Below are 15,657 nucleotides of genomic sequence, written 5' to 3'. Positions count from 1 at the left end.
GGGCGCCGCTTCCCGGGCGGGGAGTTCGTCATCGAGCCGTGGCGCGCGTGGCTGGTCGCGGATGTCGCGTTGGACGAGCCCGGCGGGACGGTGGCGCACCCCCTGTTCGTCTGGATGGCCGCCACCTGTGCGATGGGGTTGAGCTGGGACGAGCTGTTCGCGTGGTTCGGCTCGACGGCGGCGGACGGCCCCATGTTCGGTGAGCACGAGACGTCCATCCACCGGCCGCTGGTGGTCGGGGGGACCTACGCGGTCAGCGGCGGGATCACCTCCGCGGCCCGGAAGTCCGGGCGGACCGCAGGTGCGTTCGACCTCGTCGGGTACGAGCTCGAACTGCGCGACAAGGCCGACGGGGTGCACGTTGCGACCTGCTGGAACTCGATCGTCTTCCCGCGGAGGGGCTGATGGAGGTCACTGTCGGTGCGCGGTTGCCCGAATGGCGGGTGTCCGCGGTCAGCGCCGAGAAGATGAAGACCACGGCGGCCTTGCTGGCCGACCCCAATCCGATCCACTGGGACGCCGAGGTCGTCCGGGTCCTCGGCATGGGTGAGCGCCCGATCAACCAGGGCCCGCTGAACATGGCTTACGTGCTCAACATGCTGGCCGCCTGGAGCGGCGGGCACGACCGTTTGCGCCGATTCCGAGTGCGCTTCCGCGGCAACGTCTTCGCCGGGGACGAGCTCAGCGCGGGCGGTGTGGTCACCGGTGTGCGCGCAGAAGCAGGAATCACCTTGGCGGACTGCGACGTCTCGCTCGACGTGGCGGGCGGGGCAACGGTCCTCAGCGGTACCGCCACCGTCGTAGTCGGGCCGGCGAACGAGGAGATCACGTGACACGGCACGACGAGCTGGAGTTCCAGCTGACCTACGGCGACTGCGACACGGTGGGGATCGCGTTCTTCGCCATCTACTACCGCTGGATGGAGCGGGCCTACACCTCGTGGATGTCCTCGCACGGCCTCCGAAGCGGGGAGCTGCCCGATCAGCTGGGCATCATCACCGTGGGCGTCAGTTCCGGTGCGTCCTACCTGCGGCCGGCGAAGGTGCTGGACCGGCTCACCTGCCACCTGGTCCTCGATCACATCGGTACCACCTCGTACTCCGTGGGCTACGAGTTCACCAGGGATGGGGAGCTGATCACCCGGGGACGCATGGCCTACGTGTGCCGCGGACTCGACTGGTCCAAGACCCAGGTCCCAAACGCGCTGCGTCGAGTCTTGGAATCCCTGCCCGGCCCGCACTTCTCCGTCCCCGCAGGAGGCTGACATGGCGCGAGAACTCCCGACGGGCGATATCGCGGCGACGGTGCGCGCCCAGACCACGGTCGATCACCCCGGGCAGGACGACGTCGAGGCCCACCTCGCGATGCTGCGGGACATGCGGGATCGGGAGGCGATCCGGGATCTCGCCGTGCTGTACACCCGCGCGGTCGACGACTACGACCTGGAAGCGCTCCTGGACATGTTCACAGCGGACGGTGTGTTCGAGCGGCGGGGCAAGGCGGCCGCCGGTCGCGACGCGCTCCGCGCGGCCTACACCGAGGCGATGCGAGCCAACCGATCGATGGTGCACACCCCGGACTCCCACGTGGTCCAGCTGCTTCCCGGCCGGCGGGCGGTGGGATGGGCGGCGGGCCACGCCGAGCTCGTGATGGATTCCAGTACGGTGCTGGCCGCGTTCCGGTACGAGGATGAATACCGCTGCGCGGACGACCGCTGGCTCTTCGCGCGCCGGTCGCTGACCTTCAAGTACGCCCTCCCGGCAGACCAGCTCGTCGACGGACTCGGCAGGGCGGAGCGGATGCGGTGGCCCGGTGGTCGCGCCACCGCCGCGGACTACCCGGAAAACCTGTCCACCTGGGCCGAGTTCCACAGCTGACGCGGCACTCCCCGCGGACTCCGGGACGCAGCACCGCGCTGAGCGCGGTAAATCCAGAGAGGAGCATCTCGTGCAAGGACGGATGACAGGCAAGGTCGCTTTCATCACCGGTGCGGCACGGGGGCAGGGGCGCAGCCACGCTGTGCGCCTGGCCTCCGAGGGGGCCGACATCATCGCCGTCGACATCTGCGAGGACATCCGCACCGTCACGCCCTTCTACTCGCTGGCCACGGAAGACGACCTCGCCGAAACGGCGAAGGAGGTCAAGGCGCTCGGCCGCCGGGTTGTCGCCACGAAGGCCGACGTCCGAGACCTCGGTGCGCTCCAGAAGGCCTTCGACCACGGCGTCGCCGAGCTCGGACCGGTGCACACTGTCGTGGCCAACGCCGGGATCGCGACGGCGTTCCGCAAGACCTGGGAGCTGACAGCCGACGAGTGGCGGGACATGATCGACGTCAACCTCACCGGCGTCCACCACACGGCGACCGCGGCGATTCCGAGCATGATCGAAGCGGGCAACGGCGGGTCGATCGTGTTCACCAGCTCCATCGGCGGATTCAAGGGAGTCCAGAACGTGGGGCACTACGTGGCGGCCAAGCACGGCATCGTGGGGCTGATGCGCACACTCGCCAACGAGCTGGCGCCGCACCACATCCGCGTGAACACCGTGCACCCGACCAACGTCAACACGACGATGATCCAGAATCCGGGGGTCTACGGACTGTTCGCGCCGGAGGATCCCGAACCGAGTCAGGAGAAGTCGATTCCCGGATTCATGGCGATGAATTCCATGCCCGTCCCGTGGGTGGAACCGGAAGACATCAGCAACGCCGTGCTGTACCTCGCCTCCGACGAGGCGCGCTACGTCACCGGGGCCACCCTTCCCGTGGACGCGGGGGCCTACGTCAAGTAAGGGGCGCGACTCGTGCAGCGCCGACGAGAGACGATCGGGGAGTTCGGCTCATGACCGACCAGCACGCAGGTTCCTACGACGTGGTTGTGCTCGGCACCGGGGCGGCGGGATTGGTCGCCGCCCTGGTGGCGGCCCAGTCCGGCGCTCGCGTGGGCCTGTTCGAGAAGGGCGACCTCGTGGGCGGGACGACCGCGTTGTCCAGCGGGGTGGCATGGATCCCGGCCAATCCGCGCGCGGCGGAGGCCGGGGTCGCGGACTCGGAGGAACAGGGACTCGGATACTTGGAGTCCTTGTCGCACGGCAAAATTCTTCCCGAGCTCGCCGAAGCGTTCGTGCGCACCGGACCGGAGCTCGTGGAGTGGCTGGACTCGTCGACCCCGCTGAAGCTCCGCCTCGTACCCGGGTTCCCGGACTACCACCCGGAGAACCCGGGCGGGAAGTCCGGAGGGGGCCGGTCGCTGGAGCCCGAGCTGTTCTCCTTCGACCGCCTTCCAGGTTGGAACGATCGCATCGTCGGGGTCACGCGACCGATGCTGGTTGCGGAGACACCGATCGGCGGGGGCACCGGCGTGCTGGACCGGGAGGTGGAACGGCAGCGGCACGAGCGCAAGCTCGAAGGTCTTGGCCGCGCGATGGTCGGGGCGTTGCTCCGGGGGTGTCTCGACCACGGGGTCTCGCCGGTGGTCGGGGCGCAAGCGCGGGAGCTGATGTTCGAGCACGGGCGCGTCAGCGGCGTCCGGTTCGAGGGGCCGGGCAGCCCAGCGGAGGTGCGCGCTGGATCGGTGGTCATCGCCACCGGTGGCTTCGAGTCCGATCCGGAGCTGGTGCGGGACTTCCTGCGCGGCCCGATGAGGATGCCGCCCGGGGTGCCGACCAACAGCGGCGACGGCCTGCGCATGGCCATGCAGGCCGGCGCGATGCTGGGCAACATGAGTGAGGCGTGGTGGGTTCCGGTCGTCGAGTTGCCGGAAAGGCATCCCGACGGGCGTCCGGTGGTGAGCCTCGTGCTGCGCGAGCGCACGCTTCCCCGGTCCATCATGGTGAACTCCAGTGGCTTGCGCTTCACCAACGAGGCCGCGAACTACAACGCGCTCGGTGGTGCGTTCCACCAGTTCGATCCCACGCGGTTCGACTACGTCAACCAGCCGTGCTGGCTGGTGTTCGACCACGAGTACGTCCGCTGCTACGGCGGATTCGGCGCGCCGCCGGGAGGCCCCGCACCGGACTGGATCGTCCGAGCCCCGAGCCTGGCCGAACTGGCCGAGCGAGTCGGCATCGATGCTGAGGGGCTCACGGGGACGGTTCGGCGCTGGAACCGCCTGGCCGCTTCGGGGCGGGACGTCGACTTCGGCCGGGGCGAGAGCGCGTACGACGGGTGGTGCGGCGACCGCGCCGCGTACCCAGGCCCTTCGGCGACGCTGGGCCCGGTGGACGCGGCGCCCTATTACGCCGTGCCGATCGTTGCCAGCGCGCTGGGCACCAAGGGAGGGCCGCGCACCACTGTGGACGGTGAGGTTCTCGACGTCCGCGGCTCGGTGATTCCCGGCCTGTTCGCGGCGGGCAACGCGATGGCCGGACCGACGGGAATGGTCTACGGCGGAGCGGGCGGAACGCTCGGGCCCGCGCTCGTGTTCGGTTATCGCGCGGGCGGGCGGGCCGTTGAGGAGGCCGGTCGACGACCGGTGCGCAGGCACGAATCAGGGGAGGGAACATGGGAAAGTTCGACGGCAAAGTCGCTGTGATCACAGGTGCGGCCAGGGGCCAGGGGCGTTCGCACGCACTGGCTTTTGCCCGCGAGGGCGCCGACATCGCCATATGCGACATCGCCGCGCAACTGGACAGCGTGCCCTATCCGATGTCGACGCGAAGCGACCTGGACGAGACCGCGCGGTTGGTCACCGGCCTGGGCAGGCGTTGCAGGGCCGAGACCGTCGACGTGCGCGATCCCGAGCAGGTCACCGCGTTCGTCGAGCAGGTCCGCGCGGATCTGGGCCGGATCGATTTCTGCCTGGCCAACGCGGGCATCTTCACGTTCTCGACGATCGCGGACATGGACGATCGGATGTGGTCGGAGATGGTGGACACGAACCTCACCGGGGCCTTCCACACGTTGCGGGCCGTCCTGCCCGTCATGACCGAGCAGGGGGCCGGGCGCATCGTGGCCACCTCGTCGATGGCGGGGAAAATGGGCTACCCGAACGTCGGTCACTACTCCGCGACCAAGTGGGGGCTGATCGGCTTGGTCAAGTCGCTAGCCCAGGAGGTCGCTTCGCTGGGCATCACGGTCAACGCTGTCTGCCCCACCGGTGTCGACACCACGATGATCCAGAACGAGGCGGCGTACAAGCTGTTCATGCCCGATGTCGAGCACCCCACGCGAGAGGAGGTCGCCCCCTTGTTCCAAGGTGTCAACGCGATGCCTGTGCCGTGGGTCGAATCGGCCGATGTTTCGGCCGCGATGGTCTTCCTGTGCTCGGACGAGGCGCGCTACATCACCGGCGAGACGATCGCGGTCGCCGCGGGCGCGAATGCCGCCAACGCGGGCTGAGCCCGCCAACTGCGCGGGATCGCGCGGACATTCCGGGATCACTTGACGCCGAAAATCAATGATAATAATTACGGTCAAATGTCTGGATGGAGAGGTGCGGTCATGGGAGTCAGCCCGGGAGCACGTCCGGCGGAGCCGGTGATCGTCGTGGGAGCCGGCCTGTCGGGCATCGCGACGGCGCTCGGGGCCGCCCTGCACGGGCGAAGCGTGGTGATCTTCGAATCAGCCGATCAGGTCGGCGGTGCCGCTGCCTTCTCCGGCGGTCAGGTCTGGTGCGGGGCGAACCCCGTCGCGGAGCGGGAGGGCATCGAGGATTCGCTGGAACTCACCGAACGCTACGTGCGCGCGATCGCGCGCGCTGCGCCTGAGGTCCTGGACGAGCGGGCGATGCTGCGCTGGATCACCACGGCGCCCAAGGCGATCCAGCACTGGGAGGACGTCGGCGCGATCCGCTGGAAGGTGATTCCCCAGCTCGCCGACTACCACGACGAAGCCGATGGCGCTCTGCCCGTGGGGCGGTACCTCACGAACGAACTGGTCGACGGCAGCGCGCTGGGCGAGTGGCGGCAGCACCTCCGGGTGAGCCCGTACTTCCCGGTGGGCACGACTTACGACGACATGCTGATCAAGGGCCGGCGGGCGGCCTACGTCGACGATTCCGTCGAGGACGAGGAGGTCGCCACGCACGCCGGCGTTCCGGCGTTCGGGGTCGCCGACGGCGTGCGGAAGACGGGACGGCACCGCGGCGACGACCCGCTGACCTTCGGCACCGGCGTCGTGGCGAGCTTCCTGGCGAGGTTGCTGAAGGAGCAGCACGTGGACATCCGCACGTCCCACCCGGTGACCGAGCTGCTCCACGAGGACGGCAGAGTGGTCGGTGTCCGCGCCGACGGTCCCGACGGGCCGGCGGAGGTGCGCGGCCCGGTCGTGCTGGCGACCAGCACCTACGACTGGGATCCCGACCTGGTGCGCGAGATGGTGGGGATCGAGCCCGAGGACTTCGGCAGCGTTGCGCCCGAGAGCCTGCGCGGCGACGGCATCAAGCTGGCCCGGTCGGTCGGCGGAGCGGTCGCCAGGATCCCTGCGACGAGCGTGCCGATGTTGCCCGGCTGGCGTTCGCAGGTCGGGACCGGCTACGGATACGGCCCCGAGTACGCGATGCCGCACTCGATGATCGTTGATGCGAGAGGCCAGCGGTTCTGCAACGACTCGTACTGGGTCGACATCGTCGCGAAGACGCTGGACCCCGACGACCGGCACCTGCCCTTCTTCCTGGTTTGGGACGACCAGCACCGGCAGAAGTACGGTCTCGCGGCGACCCCGCCCGGCGGCACGTATCCGGAGGGGTGGGTCACCTCGCGGCCGACGCTGCACGAGCTGGGGCAGGCGCTGGGCATCGATGCCGAGCGGTTCGAGTCGACCGTCGCGCACTTCAACGAGAACGCCGCGCGAGGCGAGGATCCGGACTTCGGCAGGGGAACTGTCACCTACGTGAACCGCTTCGCCGGAGACCCCGGCAACAAGCCGAGCCCGGTGCTCGGCGAGCTGGTCAAGCCGCCGTTCCACGGGCTGCGGCTGAAGTTCGTCGGGACGGGCATCGGATCGAGCGGTGTGCACATCGACGGGGACGGTCACGTCCTCGACACCGGCGGCGAGGTGATCGACGGCCTCTTCGCGGTGGGTTCGTGCGCGGCGCTGACCACCACTGGTTCTGGCTACAACAGCGGATTCGCGCTCGGTCGCGGTGTCACCCTCGCCTACCTCGTGTCGAACGCACTCGGCGGCGCGCCAACGCCGTAGCCGCGCGTGGTCGACCAGCTGGTACCGGGTCAGGGAGGGAAGACGAGATGACGGGACCGCGGGCGCGCGGGGGGTCGCGGACGATAGGGGAGTGGCTGGGCGAAGCCGCCCAGCGCGCCCCTTCGGCATCAGTTCTGGTGGCGGGGCAGTGGACCGGATACCAGGAGCTCGACGAGGTCAGCGGTCGGGTGGCGGGCGGTTTCGCTGCAATCGGACTCCGTCGAGGGGATCGCGTGTGCGTGCTGATGCGCAGCAGCGTCGCGTGTCTGGAGGTGTGGTTCGGTCTCGCGAAATCCGGTCTCGTCGAGGTTCCGCTCAACGTCGCCAGCGGCTCCTACCTGCTGCGTTACTTCCTCGAACACGCTGGTGCCAAGGCGATCGTCTGCGACGCGGAGTTCGAATCGCGGGTGCGGGAGTGCGTGGCCGGTGTCGACTCCCTGGTGCATCTGATCGTCCACCGCGAGGACGGGGACGAGCACTGCGGTGGGGGAAGCGAGCTGGACCCGGCCGGCCTCGTCCGGCACCGATTGCCCGCTCTCGCCGATCAGCCCCTGGGTGATCTGGGACCGGTCGATCCCACGGACACCGCGGTGATCCTCTACACCTCGGGCACGACCGGGCCTCCGAAGGGCGCGCTGCTCAGCCACCGGGCCAACGTCAACCTGGCTCGCCACACGGTCGACCTGCTGGGTTACACGGAGGAGGACCGGCTGTACAGCGTGTTCCCCTTGTTCCACAGCAATGCCCGGTACTGCAGCGTCATGGCCGCGATCGAAGCGGGAGCCGACCTCGTGCTGGACCGGACGTTCTCCGCGAGCCGGTTCTGGGACCGCTGCAGGGAGCACGGCGTGACGGCCTTCAACTACCAGGGCGCGATGATGAGCATCCTCCACAAACGACCACCTCGCGCGGACGACGCCGACAACCCGGTGCGGCTCGGCTTCGGCGCGCCCTGCCCACCGGAGATCTTCGCCTCGTTCGAGCGCCGTTTCGCCGTGCGGCTCACGGAGATCTACGGCAGCACCGAGGTCTCCATCGTCACCGACATGCCGCCGCACCGGCGAAAGATCGGTACGGCGGGTTCCGCCTCGGCGAACTACGAGGTGGCCGTCGTCGACGAACGCGACGAACCGCTGCCGCCCGGGGCAGCGGGTGAGATCGTCGCGCGCCCGGTGGAACCGGGGTGGATGTTCGACGGCTACCACGCGATGCCGGAGGCGACCGCGAAGAGCTGGCGGAACCTGTGGTTCCACACCGGCGATCGCGGACGGCTCGACGAGGACGGGTACTTGACCTTCCTCGACCGGATCAAGGACACCGTCCGCCGTCGCGGCGAGAACATCTCTTCGTGGGAGGTCGAGCGGGTGGTGTCCGACCACCCGGCGGTGGCCCAGGCCGCTGCGTACGGAGTCCCCTCGGAGGTGTCCGAGGAGGATGTGATGGTGGCGGTCGTGCTCGCACCGGGGCGATCGCTGGCCCCTGCCGAGCTGATCGCGCATTGCTCGGGTTCGCTGACCTCCTTCGCGCTCCCGCGGTACGTGCGCGTGCTCCCGGAGCTGCCGATGACCCCGAGCCAGCGGGTCGAGAAGTACAAGCTGCAGGCCGAAGGCGTCACCGCGGACACCTGGGACCGGGAGGCGAATCTCGATGACTGCTGAGCTGACCCGCTTCACGCGGACCGAGCCGCACCCCGGCGTGCTGCAGCTGACCATGTCCCGGCCGGAGAAGCTCAACGCGATGGACCAGGCGTGGTTCCGCGAGCTCCGCGAGGTGATGGACGGGCTCGGCGAGGAGGGCGATGGGATCCGCGCCGTGATCATCACGGGCGCCGGCCGTGCGTTCTCCGCCGGCGGGGACATCGACATGTTCGCCGGGCTGGACGGCGACGTGCATCGGACCCGTCCGCACCTGCGACGGGTGTACGACGCGTTCCACGCGGTGGAGCGATGCGCGCTTCCGGTCATCGCCGCGGTCAACGGGCTGGCTTACGGCGGCGGCACCGAACTCGCCCTGGCCTGCGACGTGGTGTTGGCGGGACGGTCCGCCAGGTTCGCCTTCAAGGAACCGGCGGTCGGGCTCATGCCGGGCTTCGGCGTGGTGCGGGGGCCTGCGGTGATGGGCCGGCACTGGACGCGCTACCTGGCACTCAGCGGCAGGGATGTCGACGCCGAGCGAGCGGAGCGAGCGGGGGTGGTTCAGGAGGTGCACCCGGACGAGTCGTTGCTGCCCGAAGCGGTGTCGCTGGCCGCGGAGATCGCCTCCCGCCCCACTCTGGCCGTGCGGTGTGCGAAGGCGTTCATCAACCGGGACACCGACGGTGGCTTCAACGAATCGGTGGAGGCCACCGCACTGCTGTTCGGCACCGAGGAGCACCGGGACGCGGTCAAGGCCTTCCGCGAGTCCAGGGCGAGCGGAGCCTGACGGCCAGATACTCCGCGAACTCGGTCCGAGGGTTCCCCCTTCGCCGCAAAACTAGTATAATGGTAGGCATAAATAATGCCGTTGTGCTCCACTTTCGGCAGTGGCATTGGGCGCACCTTGAGATCGCAGAACCCGCCGACCTGGCGAAGCGTGACCCGCGACGTGATGAGGAGCTTGCGTTGGAGTTCGGAATCTTGATGGGGGACCAGCCGGTCGGTTCCTCGCCAGCGGAACACCTCGATCTGATGTTGCGCAAGGTCGAGGCGGCTCAGCGCGCGGGGTTCACCTATCTGACCATCGGTCAGCACTTCCTCTACGACGGATACCGCTGGTTCCAGCCGATCCCGCTGCTCGCGCGGCTGGCAGCGGAATTGGACGAGCACGTCAAGATCGGCACCACGGTCCTCGTCGGCCCCGTCCACCATCCGGTGATCCTCGGTGAGGAGCTCGCGACTCTCGACGTCGTCACCCGAGGTCGTCTCGTCGTCGGGATTGGAACCGGATACCTCCCCGCCGAATACGAGGCCATGGGGGTGCCCTTCCGGCAGCGCTACAAGTTGCTGGAAGAGCTGATCGAGGTGATGTCGAGGCTGTGGTCCGAGGAGCGCGTCACCCATCGCGGACGGTTCTGGACCATCGAAGACGCGCCGACGCACGTCCACCCGCTCCAGCAACCGCGTCCACCCATCTGGCTCGGCGCCATGAAGGAGACCGGCGTGCGCCGCGCCGCCCGGCACGGCGATGTCTGGACGATCACTCCTCAGCAGACGGTGGACCAGGTGAAATCTCTGATCGAGCTCTACGCCGAGGAGCGGATGAGTCGGGGGCTGGAGCTGTCTCCGCTTCCGCTGCGGCGGGAGCTCATGATCGGTTCGGACTTCGATGACGCCGTCACGCGGTTCGCCGCAGTGGCGCGGGGCAAGTACGAGGCCTACGCCGGCCGCGGCATGACCTTGCTGGACGAGGACGCGGTCCGGGGTGAGTTCGCGTCCACCGTGCAGGACCACGTCATCCTCGGTGATCCCACGCAGTGCCGCGCGCAGATCGCGCGCATTGCCGAGGAGCTGCCCATCGGCCCGCTGCTCATTCGCCCGCACTGGCCGGGGATGGATGCGGAGCAGACGGCGGCCTACCTCGACGAGGTGGGCCGGGAGATCGTGGCTCCGCTGCGCGATCTGCGGCCCCGCAGCTTCGCGGACTTCCTCGATTCGAAGACGGCGTGAGGGCTCGTGCTCGCGGGGGGATCGGGCGAGAAGGGTCTCGGGGTGCGAGGTCTGCGAGATGCCCGGCAATGGAACCGGAAAAGCCTTCATATTGTCGCGCGGCAACAGCTTGGTTCTTCTCGTCGGAGATCGACTCAATTCCTCGAAGTGTCACGACCGCCTTCCGAATCAGGGCGACGGTTCGGCTTTGGTGCAGACCTTTTCGGGGTGCGGGTGTCGTCCCACCTGGCATTTCATGGCGAGCGGATTCCTTTCTGGATTCAGGTCCTTGGGGTCGAAAACCGCGTCACGGGAGTTATCGGCTGGGGCGAGGAGGAACCCTTGACGCCGGTTTGCCGATAACTATTATCAGGGAAGTTTCCAAGGAGTGATGTTTGTGACCGAGCAACCTCGTTGTCCGATCGTGCATTTCGATCACCACTCTGCTGAGCACGCCGCCGATCACGTGGGTGCGTACCGCGAACTCCGCGAGGAGTGCCCGGTCGCTTGGACCGACGCCCACGGCGGGTTCTGGGTGCTTTCGGACTACCCGAGCGTGTTCGAAGCCTCGCGCGACGACGACCTGTTCTCATCGGCCAGGTCCGAGCACGGCGGGGAGGGGCTGGCCATCATCATCCCGAAGGCTCCGACCGCCTTCCACATCCCGATCGAACTCGACCCGCCGCAGTTCCGGAGCTACCGCAAGGCGGTCAACGCCGTCACCTCGCCGGCCGCGGTGCGTCGGCTCACCGACGTGATCGACAAGTTCGTCACCGGGTTCATCGACGAGATCATCGAGACCGGTGAGGCCGATCTCGCGTTCGTGGCCGGGGTTCCCGCCGCGGTGACCGTGGACTGGCTCGGCCTCGACGCCTCGGAGTACAAGCGCTACGTGGACGCGATGCACACGCTCGTCTCCGCGCCGCCCGACTCGGCCGAGTACGCGCACGCGAGGGATGTTGCGGTTCCCTGGGTGGAGAAGACCGTCCGCGCCCACATCGCCGCTCGTCGGGAGCAGCCCACCGACGACGCCACGAGCGCGTTCCTCGCAGCCGAGGTCGACGACAGGAAGATGACGGACGACGAGATCTACTCGATCCTGGAACTGCTCATCTCAGGTGGGGTCGGCACCACGGCCTCGCTGGTGACCCAAGCCCTGGTGTGGCTCTACCGGAACCCCGGCGAGCGCCAGCGGCTCATCGACGACCCGAGCATGATCGATGTCGCGGTCGAGGAGTTCCTCCGGGTCTTCTCCCCGACGCAGGCGCTCGCCCGCACGGTCACCAGGGACGCGGAGTTCCGAGGAGCGCACCTGCGCGCGGGTGACCGTGCGCTGATGAGCTGGGCGTCGGCGAACCGCGACCCGCGGCAGTTCGACGACCCCGACGAGGTCGACATCACCCGGTGGCCGAACAAGCACATGGCGTTCGGTCTTGGCATTCATCGGTGCGCGGGATCGCATCTCGGGCGTGCGATGGCTCGCGCCATGATCGGCCAAGTGCTGGAGCGGATGCCGGACTACGTGGTGGATGTCGACGGCATCGTCCGGTATCCGGACCAGGGCACCAACGCGGGCTACCACTCGATCCCGTGCAGCTTCACGCCCGGGAAGCGCCGCCTGGCGTCCCCGCTGTTCCCCCGCGCGTCGTAGCCACGTCCGGTGCATCGCACGCCGAGGCTGGTGTCCGCGGCGCGGGTTTCTCCGCGGGCCACGGCCGTGTCGAGCACCCACACCGGTGCGGCTGCGCTTCGGGTGCTCAATGCACGCCAACTTCACGACATTGAGTCGTGTCCAGGGAACCTCGCCGGCTCCCTGGATTGATCACGCGTGCGCAAGTTGCCGAGGTGTCGTCGTGCGATTTGTGGCCATCACCAGCGCAGTCCGTCCGTGCTGACCGTTGGTCGGATTCTGCTCGTCGAGATCGATCGGCAGGACATACGCGGACCGGCTCGAGCACGTGCTCACGGAACTGTTCGCCGTGGACGGTGTGCTCGCTTTTCTTGCCAACGCGCAACAACCGACGTGCACCGTGCGCCCTGCGGACACGACTTGACAGCCCTTATTGAGTATAACGATGATAAGGAAAAGCGATGGGGCGCGAGGAGGCGTGGATGTCCGCAGGCATTGAGGAAAGATTGCGCAGGGTCGAAGACGAGCTGGAGCTGCACCGTCTCGTCGCCCGCTACGCGGTGGCGGTGGACGACCGGGACGCAGCGACGCTGTCCGAGCTCTACGCCAGTGACGCCGAGTTCGACGGCCGCGACCGGATCGTGCGCGGCCGCAACGCGGTGGTGAATTACCTGTGCGAGCAGACCGCGTCCTACGGGCCGAGCATTCACGTTCCCCAGTCGTTGCTGATCACGTGGTTCGACGACGGCCACGCGAGCGGCCTCGCCACGGGTGCCGCCGAGCTGTCGCTGCTCGGTAAACGGCTGCTCTGCGCATTCCGCTACTACGACGACTACGTGCGAGAAGACGCACAGTGGCGGTTCCGCCGCCGTGACATCCAGTTCATCTACGCGGCACCGACGGAGGAGCTGGCCGAGATCTACGCGGGAGAACTCCGCAAGCGCTGGCCTGGCGCGGAGCCGGCACCGGCAGACATCCCGGAGACCCTCTCGACTTGGCGTGACTCCAAGGGTCTTTAGCGCACGACGAATCAGGAGGGCTCAATGGCGAGCGTGCAATCCGAGGCTCAACGCCGCAGGGGGCTGTGGGTGGTCGCCATCTGCTTCACTGCCGTGGTGTTCGACGGCTACGACCTCATCGTCTACGGCGCGACCCTGCCCAGCATCCTGGCCTACGAGGAATGGCACATGACTCCGGTGCTCGCCGGGGTGATCGGCAGCTATGCCCTGGTCGGAATGCTGGTGGGTACGCTTGTGTGCGGCCTGGTCACCGACCTGATAGGGCGTCGCCGCATGATGCTGGCCAGCATCGTGTGGTTCTCGCTGTTCATGGGCGCGTGCGCGGTCGCGCCGAACGCGCAGGTTTTCGGCCTCTTCCGGCTGCTCGCCGGGATCGGGCTCGGCGGCGTGCTGCCCACGGCGGTGGCGCTGACCGTCGAGTTCGCCCCGAAGGGCCGCCGCAACTTCTTCAACGCCATGACTTGTTCCGGCTACTCCATCGGCGCGATCCTGGCTTCGCTGCTGGCGATCGCGCTGGTTCAGGACTACGGCTTCCGCATCATGTACGCGATCGGCACGTTGCCGCTGGTGCTCCTGGTGCCGCTGGCGTGGAAGTTCTTGCCGGAATCGGTGGAATACCTGGCGGCCAAGGGAAAAACGGCTGAGGCGCACAAGGTGGCCGAGCGGTTCGGACTGCCGGTGACTGAGTCGGCCACCGACCCGGACACCCGGACCACCGCCAAGGGCGTGCTTCGCCTGTTCCGCCCGCCCTACGTGGCGCTGCTGATGGTCTTCGCGGTCGCATGCCTGATCGGCCAGCTGCTCACCTACGGGCTGAACACGTGGCTTCCGCAGATCATGCGCACCGCGGGCTATCCGCTCGGGCCGGCGCTTCAGTTCCTGGTGGCGCTGTCGCTCGGTGCCATCGTGGGCGCGCTGGTGCTTTCGGCTCTGGCAGACCGGGTCGGTGGCCGGATCGTGCTGATCGGCGGCTTCGCCACCGCGGTGGTCTCGCTGCTGCTCATGAGCATGAATCCGCCGACGGCGGCGCTGTACCTCGCGGTCGCGCTCGCCGGTGTGGGAGCCAACGGCACCATGGTCGTGCTCAACGGCTACGCCGCCACCCAATTCGCTGCGGATGTCCGCGCGTCCGCGCTCGGCGTGATGATGGGCATCGGCAAGATGGGAGCAGTGCTCGGCCCGCTCGTCGGCGGTTGGGTGATGGCCGCCAACGTGGGCGTGGAGTGGAGCTTCTACGCGTTCCTCCTGCCTGCCGCGGTGGGCGTGGTGACCATGTTCTTCGACAGGGGCGCGCCGATGACGTCGGAGGCGGTGCGCGAGCCGGTGGTCGAGAAGTGAGCCGGGTGGGCATCGACGATCTTGAGAACCTCCAGTCGGTCCGCGGCAGTTCCAGCAGCATCGACGAGCTGATCCAGGCGCAGACCGAGGCCGTGGTGAGCTTCACCAGCGACACCGGGTGGGCCAGCGGCGTCGTGATGAGCTACGTGCGCCACGACGGCGCGTTCTGGGTGACGGCAGTATCGGATCGAGCGCACGCCAAGGCGTTCCGACGCGACCCGAGGATCTCCCTGGTGATCTCGGCGACAGGAACTCATCTTTCGGGGCGCCGGATGGTCTCGGTGCGGTGCCTCGCGCATGCGCACGTCGACGAGGCGACCCGGCACTGGTTCTACCGCGCGCTCGGTGACCGGCTCTCGGTGGACGACCGGGACGCGTTCTTCTCCCTGCTCGACAGCGAAAACCGCGTCGTGTTCGAATTGCGGCCGGTGCGCGTGGCGGTGAGTCACGACTCGCGAAAGCTCCCTGGCGACGGTCGCGGCGGGAGCGCTCCGTGATGGCCACTGCACGACGCCGTCTCGAGCGAGAAGCGTATCCGGTGTCCGCCGAGGCGGTACCAGCGTCGCTCCCCTCCGGCAGTGTGGTGGCCAGTGGCTTCTCACCGAGTACCGTGTCCGCTGCGCGCTCGAGCGTCACCTCCGACAGGTAGTTCCCGCCAACGCACCGGTCGAGGCGGCTGGGCACGCGGCGTCCACGTCTCCGCCCCCGACGACGTCGGTGAGCGGGCTCTCGTCGATGGTGTGCACCAGGTGTGGCCCATGCTGCTCTAGCTGCTGATCTCTGCATACGGGAGACTTAGTGGTGAATGAATCCAATGCTGAAACGATGTGTGCCGGGGACCAAGGAGGGACCGCACGGTCAGCACGGTCTGCACGTGGAAGGCGCAGATCCACAACTCTCACGCCGCCA

Annotated in this window: 15 protein-coding genes; all 15 read left to right on the top strand. The window is 68.1% G+C overall.

Annotated features, from left to right (window positions below):
• A partial coding sequence (locus E1202_RS29815; RefSeq protein WP_132686648.1) for an FAS1-like dehydratase domain-containing protein occupies positions 1 to 405 on the top strand: 405 nt, incomplete at its 5' end.
• The gene (locus E1202_RS29810) at positions 405 to 833 is read left to right on the top strand and encodes a MaoC family dehydratase (protein WP_132686647.1); all 429 of its coding nucleotides are present in this window, start codon (positions 405 to 407) and stop codon (positions 831 to 833) included. The genes E1202_RS29815 and E1202_RS29810, both read left to right, overlap by 1 nt.
• A complete protein-coding gene (locus E1202_RS29805) occupies positions 830 to 1,264 on the top strand; it encodes an acyl-CoA thioesterase (protein ID WP_132686646.1) in 435 nt (144 codons plus the stop codon). Before E1202_RS29810 ends, E1202_RS29805 begins: the two co-directional genes overlap by 4 nt.
• Position 1,265: 1 nt before the next feature.
• Positions 1,266 to 1,877 carry a nuclear transport factor 2 family protein gene (locus tag E1202_RS29800; RefSeq protein ID WP_132686645.1) on the top strand — a complete coding sequence of 204 codons (612 nt, stop codon included), beginning with the start codon at positions 1,266 to 1,268 and terminating at the stop codon, positions 1,875 to 1,877.
• 82 nt (positions 1,878 to 1,959) lie between these two features.
• Positions 1,960 to 2,790, top strand: coding sequence for a mycofactocin-coupled SDR family oxidoreductase (locus E1202_RS29795; protein WP_165944030.1), 831 nt, complete (start codon positions 1,960 to 1,962; stop codon positions 2,788 to 2,790).
• A 50-nt stretch (positions 2,791 to 2,840) separates the two neighbouring features.
• The gene (locus E1202_RS29790; protein WP_132686643.1) at positions 2,841 to 4,532 is read left to right on the top strand and encodes an FAD-dependent oxidoreductase; all 1,692 of its coding nucleotides are present in this window, start codon (positions 2,841 to 2,843) and stop codon (positions 4,530 to 4,532) included.
• A complete protein-coding gene (locus tag E1202_RS29785) occupies positions 4,502 to 5,338 on the top strand; it encodes a mycofactocin-coupled SDR family oxidoreductase (RefSeq protein WP_132686642.1) in 837 nt (278 codons plus the stop codon). The genes E1202_RS29790 and E1202_RS29785 overlap by 31 nt, the downstream gene beginning before the upstream one ends.
• Before the next feature lie 102 nt (positions 5,339 to 5,440).
• Positions 5,441 to 7,138 carry an FAD-dependent oxidoreductase gene (locus tag E1202_RS29780; protein ID WP_132686641.1) on the top strand — a complete coding sequence of 566 codons (1,698 nt, stop codon included), beginning with the start codon at positions 5,441 to 5,443 and terminating at the stop codon, positions 7,136 to 7,138.
• 47 nt (positions 7,139 to 7,185) lie between these two features.
• Positions 7,186 to 8,796 carry an AMP-binding protein gene (locus tag E1202_RS29775; RefSeq protein ID WP_132686640.1) on the top strand — a complete coding sequence of 537 codons (1,611 nt, stop codon included), beginning with the start codon at positions 7,186 to 7,188 and terminating at the stop codon, positions 8,794 to 8,796.
• On the top strand, positions 8,786 to 9,559 hold the full coding sequence (locus tag E1202_RS29770; RefSeq protein ID WP_132686639.1) for an enoyl-CoA hydratase/isomerase family protein: 774 nt from the start codon (positions 8,786 to 8,788) through the stop codon (positions 9,557 to 9,559). The genes E1202_RS29775 and E1202_RS29770 overlap by 11 nt, the downstream gene beginning before the upstream one ends.
• 179 nt (positions 9,560 to 9,738) lie before the next feature.
• Entirely contained in the window at positions 9,739 to 10,782 is a 1,044-nt protein-coding gene (locus tag E1202_RS29765; protein ID WP_132686638.1) for an LLM class flavin-dependent oxidoreductase, read from the top strand.
• 376 nt (positions 10,783 to 11,158) lie between these two features.
• On the top strand, positions 11,159 to 12,412 hold the full coding sequence (locus E1202_RS29760; RefSeq protein WP_132686637.1) for a cytochrome P450: 1,254 nt from the start codon (positions 11,159 to 11,161) through the stop codon (positions 12,410 to 12,412).
• A gap of 461 nt (positions 12,413 to 12,873) precedes the next feature.
• A complete protein-coding gene (locus E1202_RS29755) occupies positions 12,874 to 13,410 on the top strand; it encodes a nuclear transport factor 2 family protein (RefSeq protein ID WP_165944029.1) in 537 nt (178 codons plus the stop codon).
• 24 nt (positions 13,411 to 13,434) lie between these two features.
• Entirely contained in the window at positions 13,435 to 14,748 is a 1,314-nt protein-coding gene (locus E1202_RS29750; protein WP_132686635.1) for an MFS transporter, read from the top strand.
• 5 nt (positions 14,749 to 14,753) lie between these two features.
• The gene (locus tag E1202_RS29745) at positions 14,754 to 15,245 is read left to right on the top strand and encodes a pyridoxamine 5'-phosphate oxidase family protein (RefSeq protein WP_207918992.1); all 492 of its coding nucleotides are present in this window, start codon (positions 14,754 to 14,756) and stop codon (positions 15,243 to 15,245) included.
• The last annotated feature ends 412 nt before the right edge of the window (positions 15,246 to 15,657 follow it).

This window comes from Saccharopolyspora karakumensis, from assembly GCF_004349225.1.
GTDB classification, from domain to species: domain Bacteria; phylum Actinomycetota; class Actinomycetes; order Mycobacteriales; family Pseudonocardiaceae; genus Saccharopolyspora; species Saccharopolyspora endophytica.
Note: the sequence above shows the minus strand (reverse complement) of the source record. Positions and strands in the feature narration are given on the sequence as shown.

Coding starts and splice junctions, on each gene's coding strand:
- E1202_RS29810 (WP_132686647.1), top strand. CDS start 405: ATGGAGGTCACTGTCGGTGCGCGGTTGCCCGAATGGCGGGTGTCCGCG.
- E1202_RS29800 (WP_132686645.1), top strand. CDS start 1,266: ATGGCGCGAGAACTCCCGACGGGCGATATCGCGGCGACGGTGCGCGCC.
- E1202_RS29795 (WP_165944030.1), top strand. CDS start 1,960: ATGACAGGCAAGGTCGCTTTCATCACCGGTGCGGCACGGGGGCAGGGG.
- E1202_RS29790 (WP_132686643.1), top strand. CDS start 2,841: ATGACCGACCAGCACGCAGGTTCCTACGACGTGGTTGTGCTCGGCACC.
- E1202_RS29785 (WP_132686642.1), top strand. CDS start 4,502: ATGGGAAAGTTCGACGGCAAAGTCGCTGTGATCACAGGTGCGGCCAGG.
- E1202_RS29780 (WP_132686641.1), top strand. CDS start 5,441: ATGGGAGTCAGCCCGGGAGCACGTCCGGCGGAGCCGGTGATCGTCGTG.
- E1202_RS29775 (WP_132686640.1), top strand. CDS start 7,186: ATGACGGGACCGCGGGCGCGCGGGGGGTCGCGGACGATAGGGGAGTGG.
- E1202_RS29770 (WP_132686639.1), top strand. CDS start 8,786: ATGACTGCTGAGCTGACCCGCTTCACGCGGACCGAGCCGCACCCCGGC.
- E1202_RS29755 (WP_165944029.1), top strand. CDS start 12,874: ATGTCCGCAGGCATTGAGGAAAGATTGCGCAGGGTCGAAGACGAGCTG.
- E1202_RS29750 (WP_132686635.1), top strand. CDS start 13,435: ATGGCGAGCGTGCAATCCGAGGCTCAACGCCGCAGGGGGCTGTGGGTG.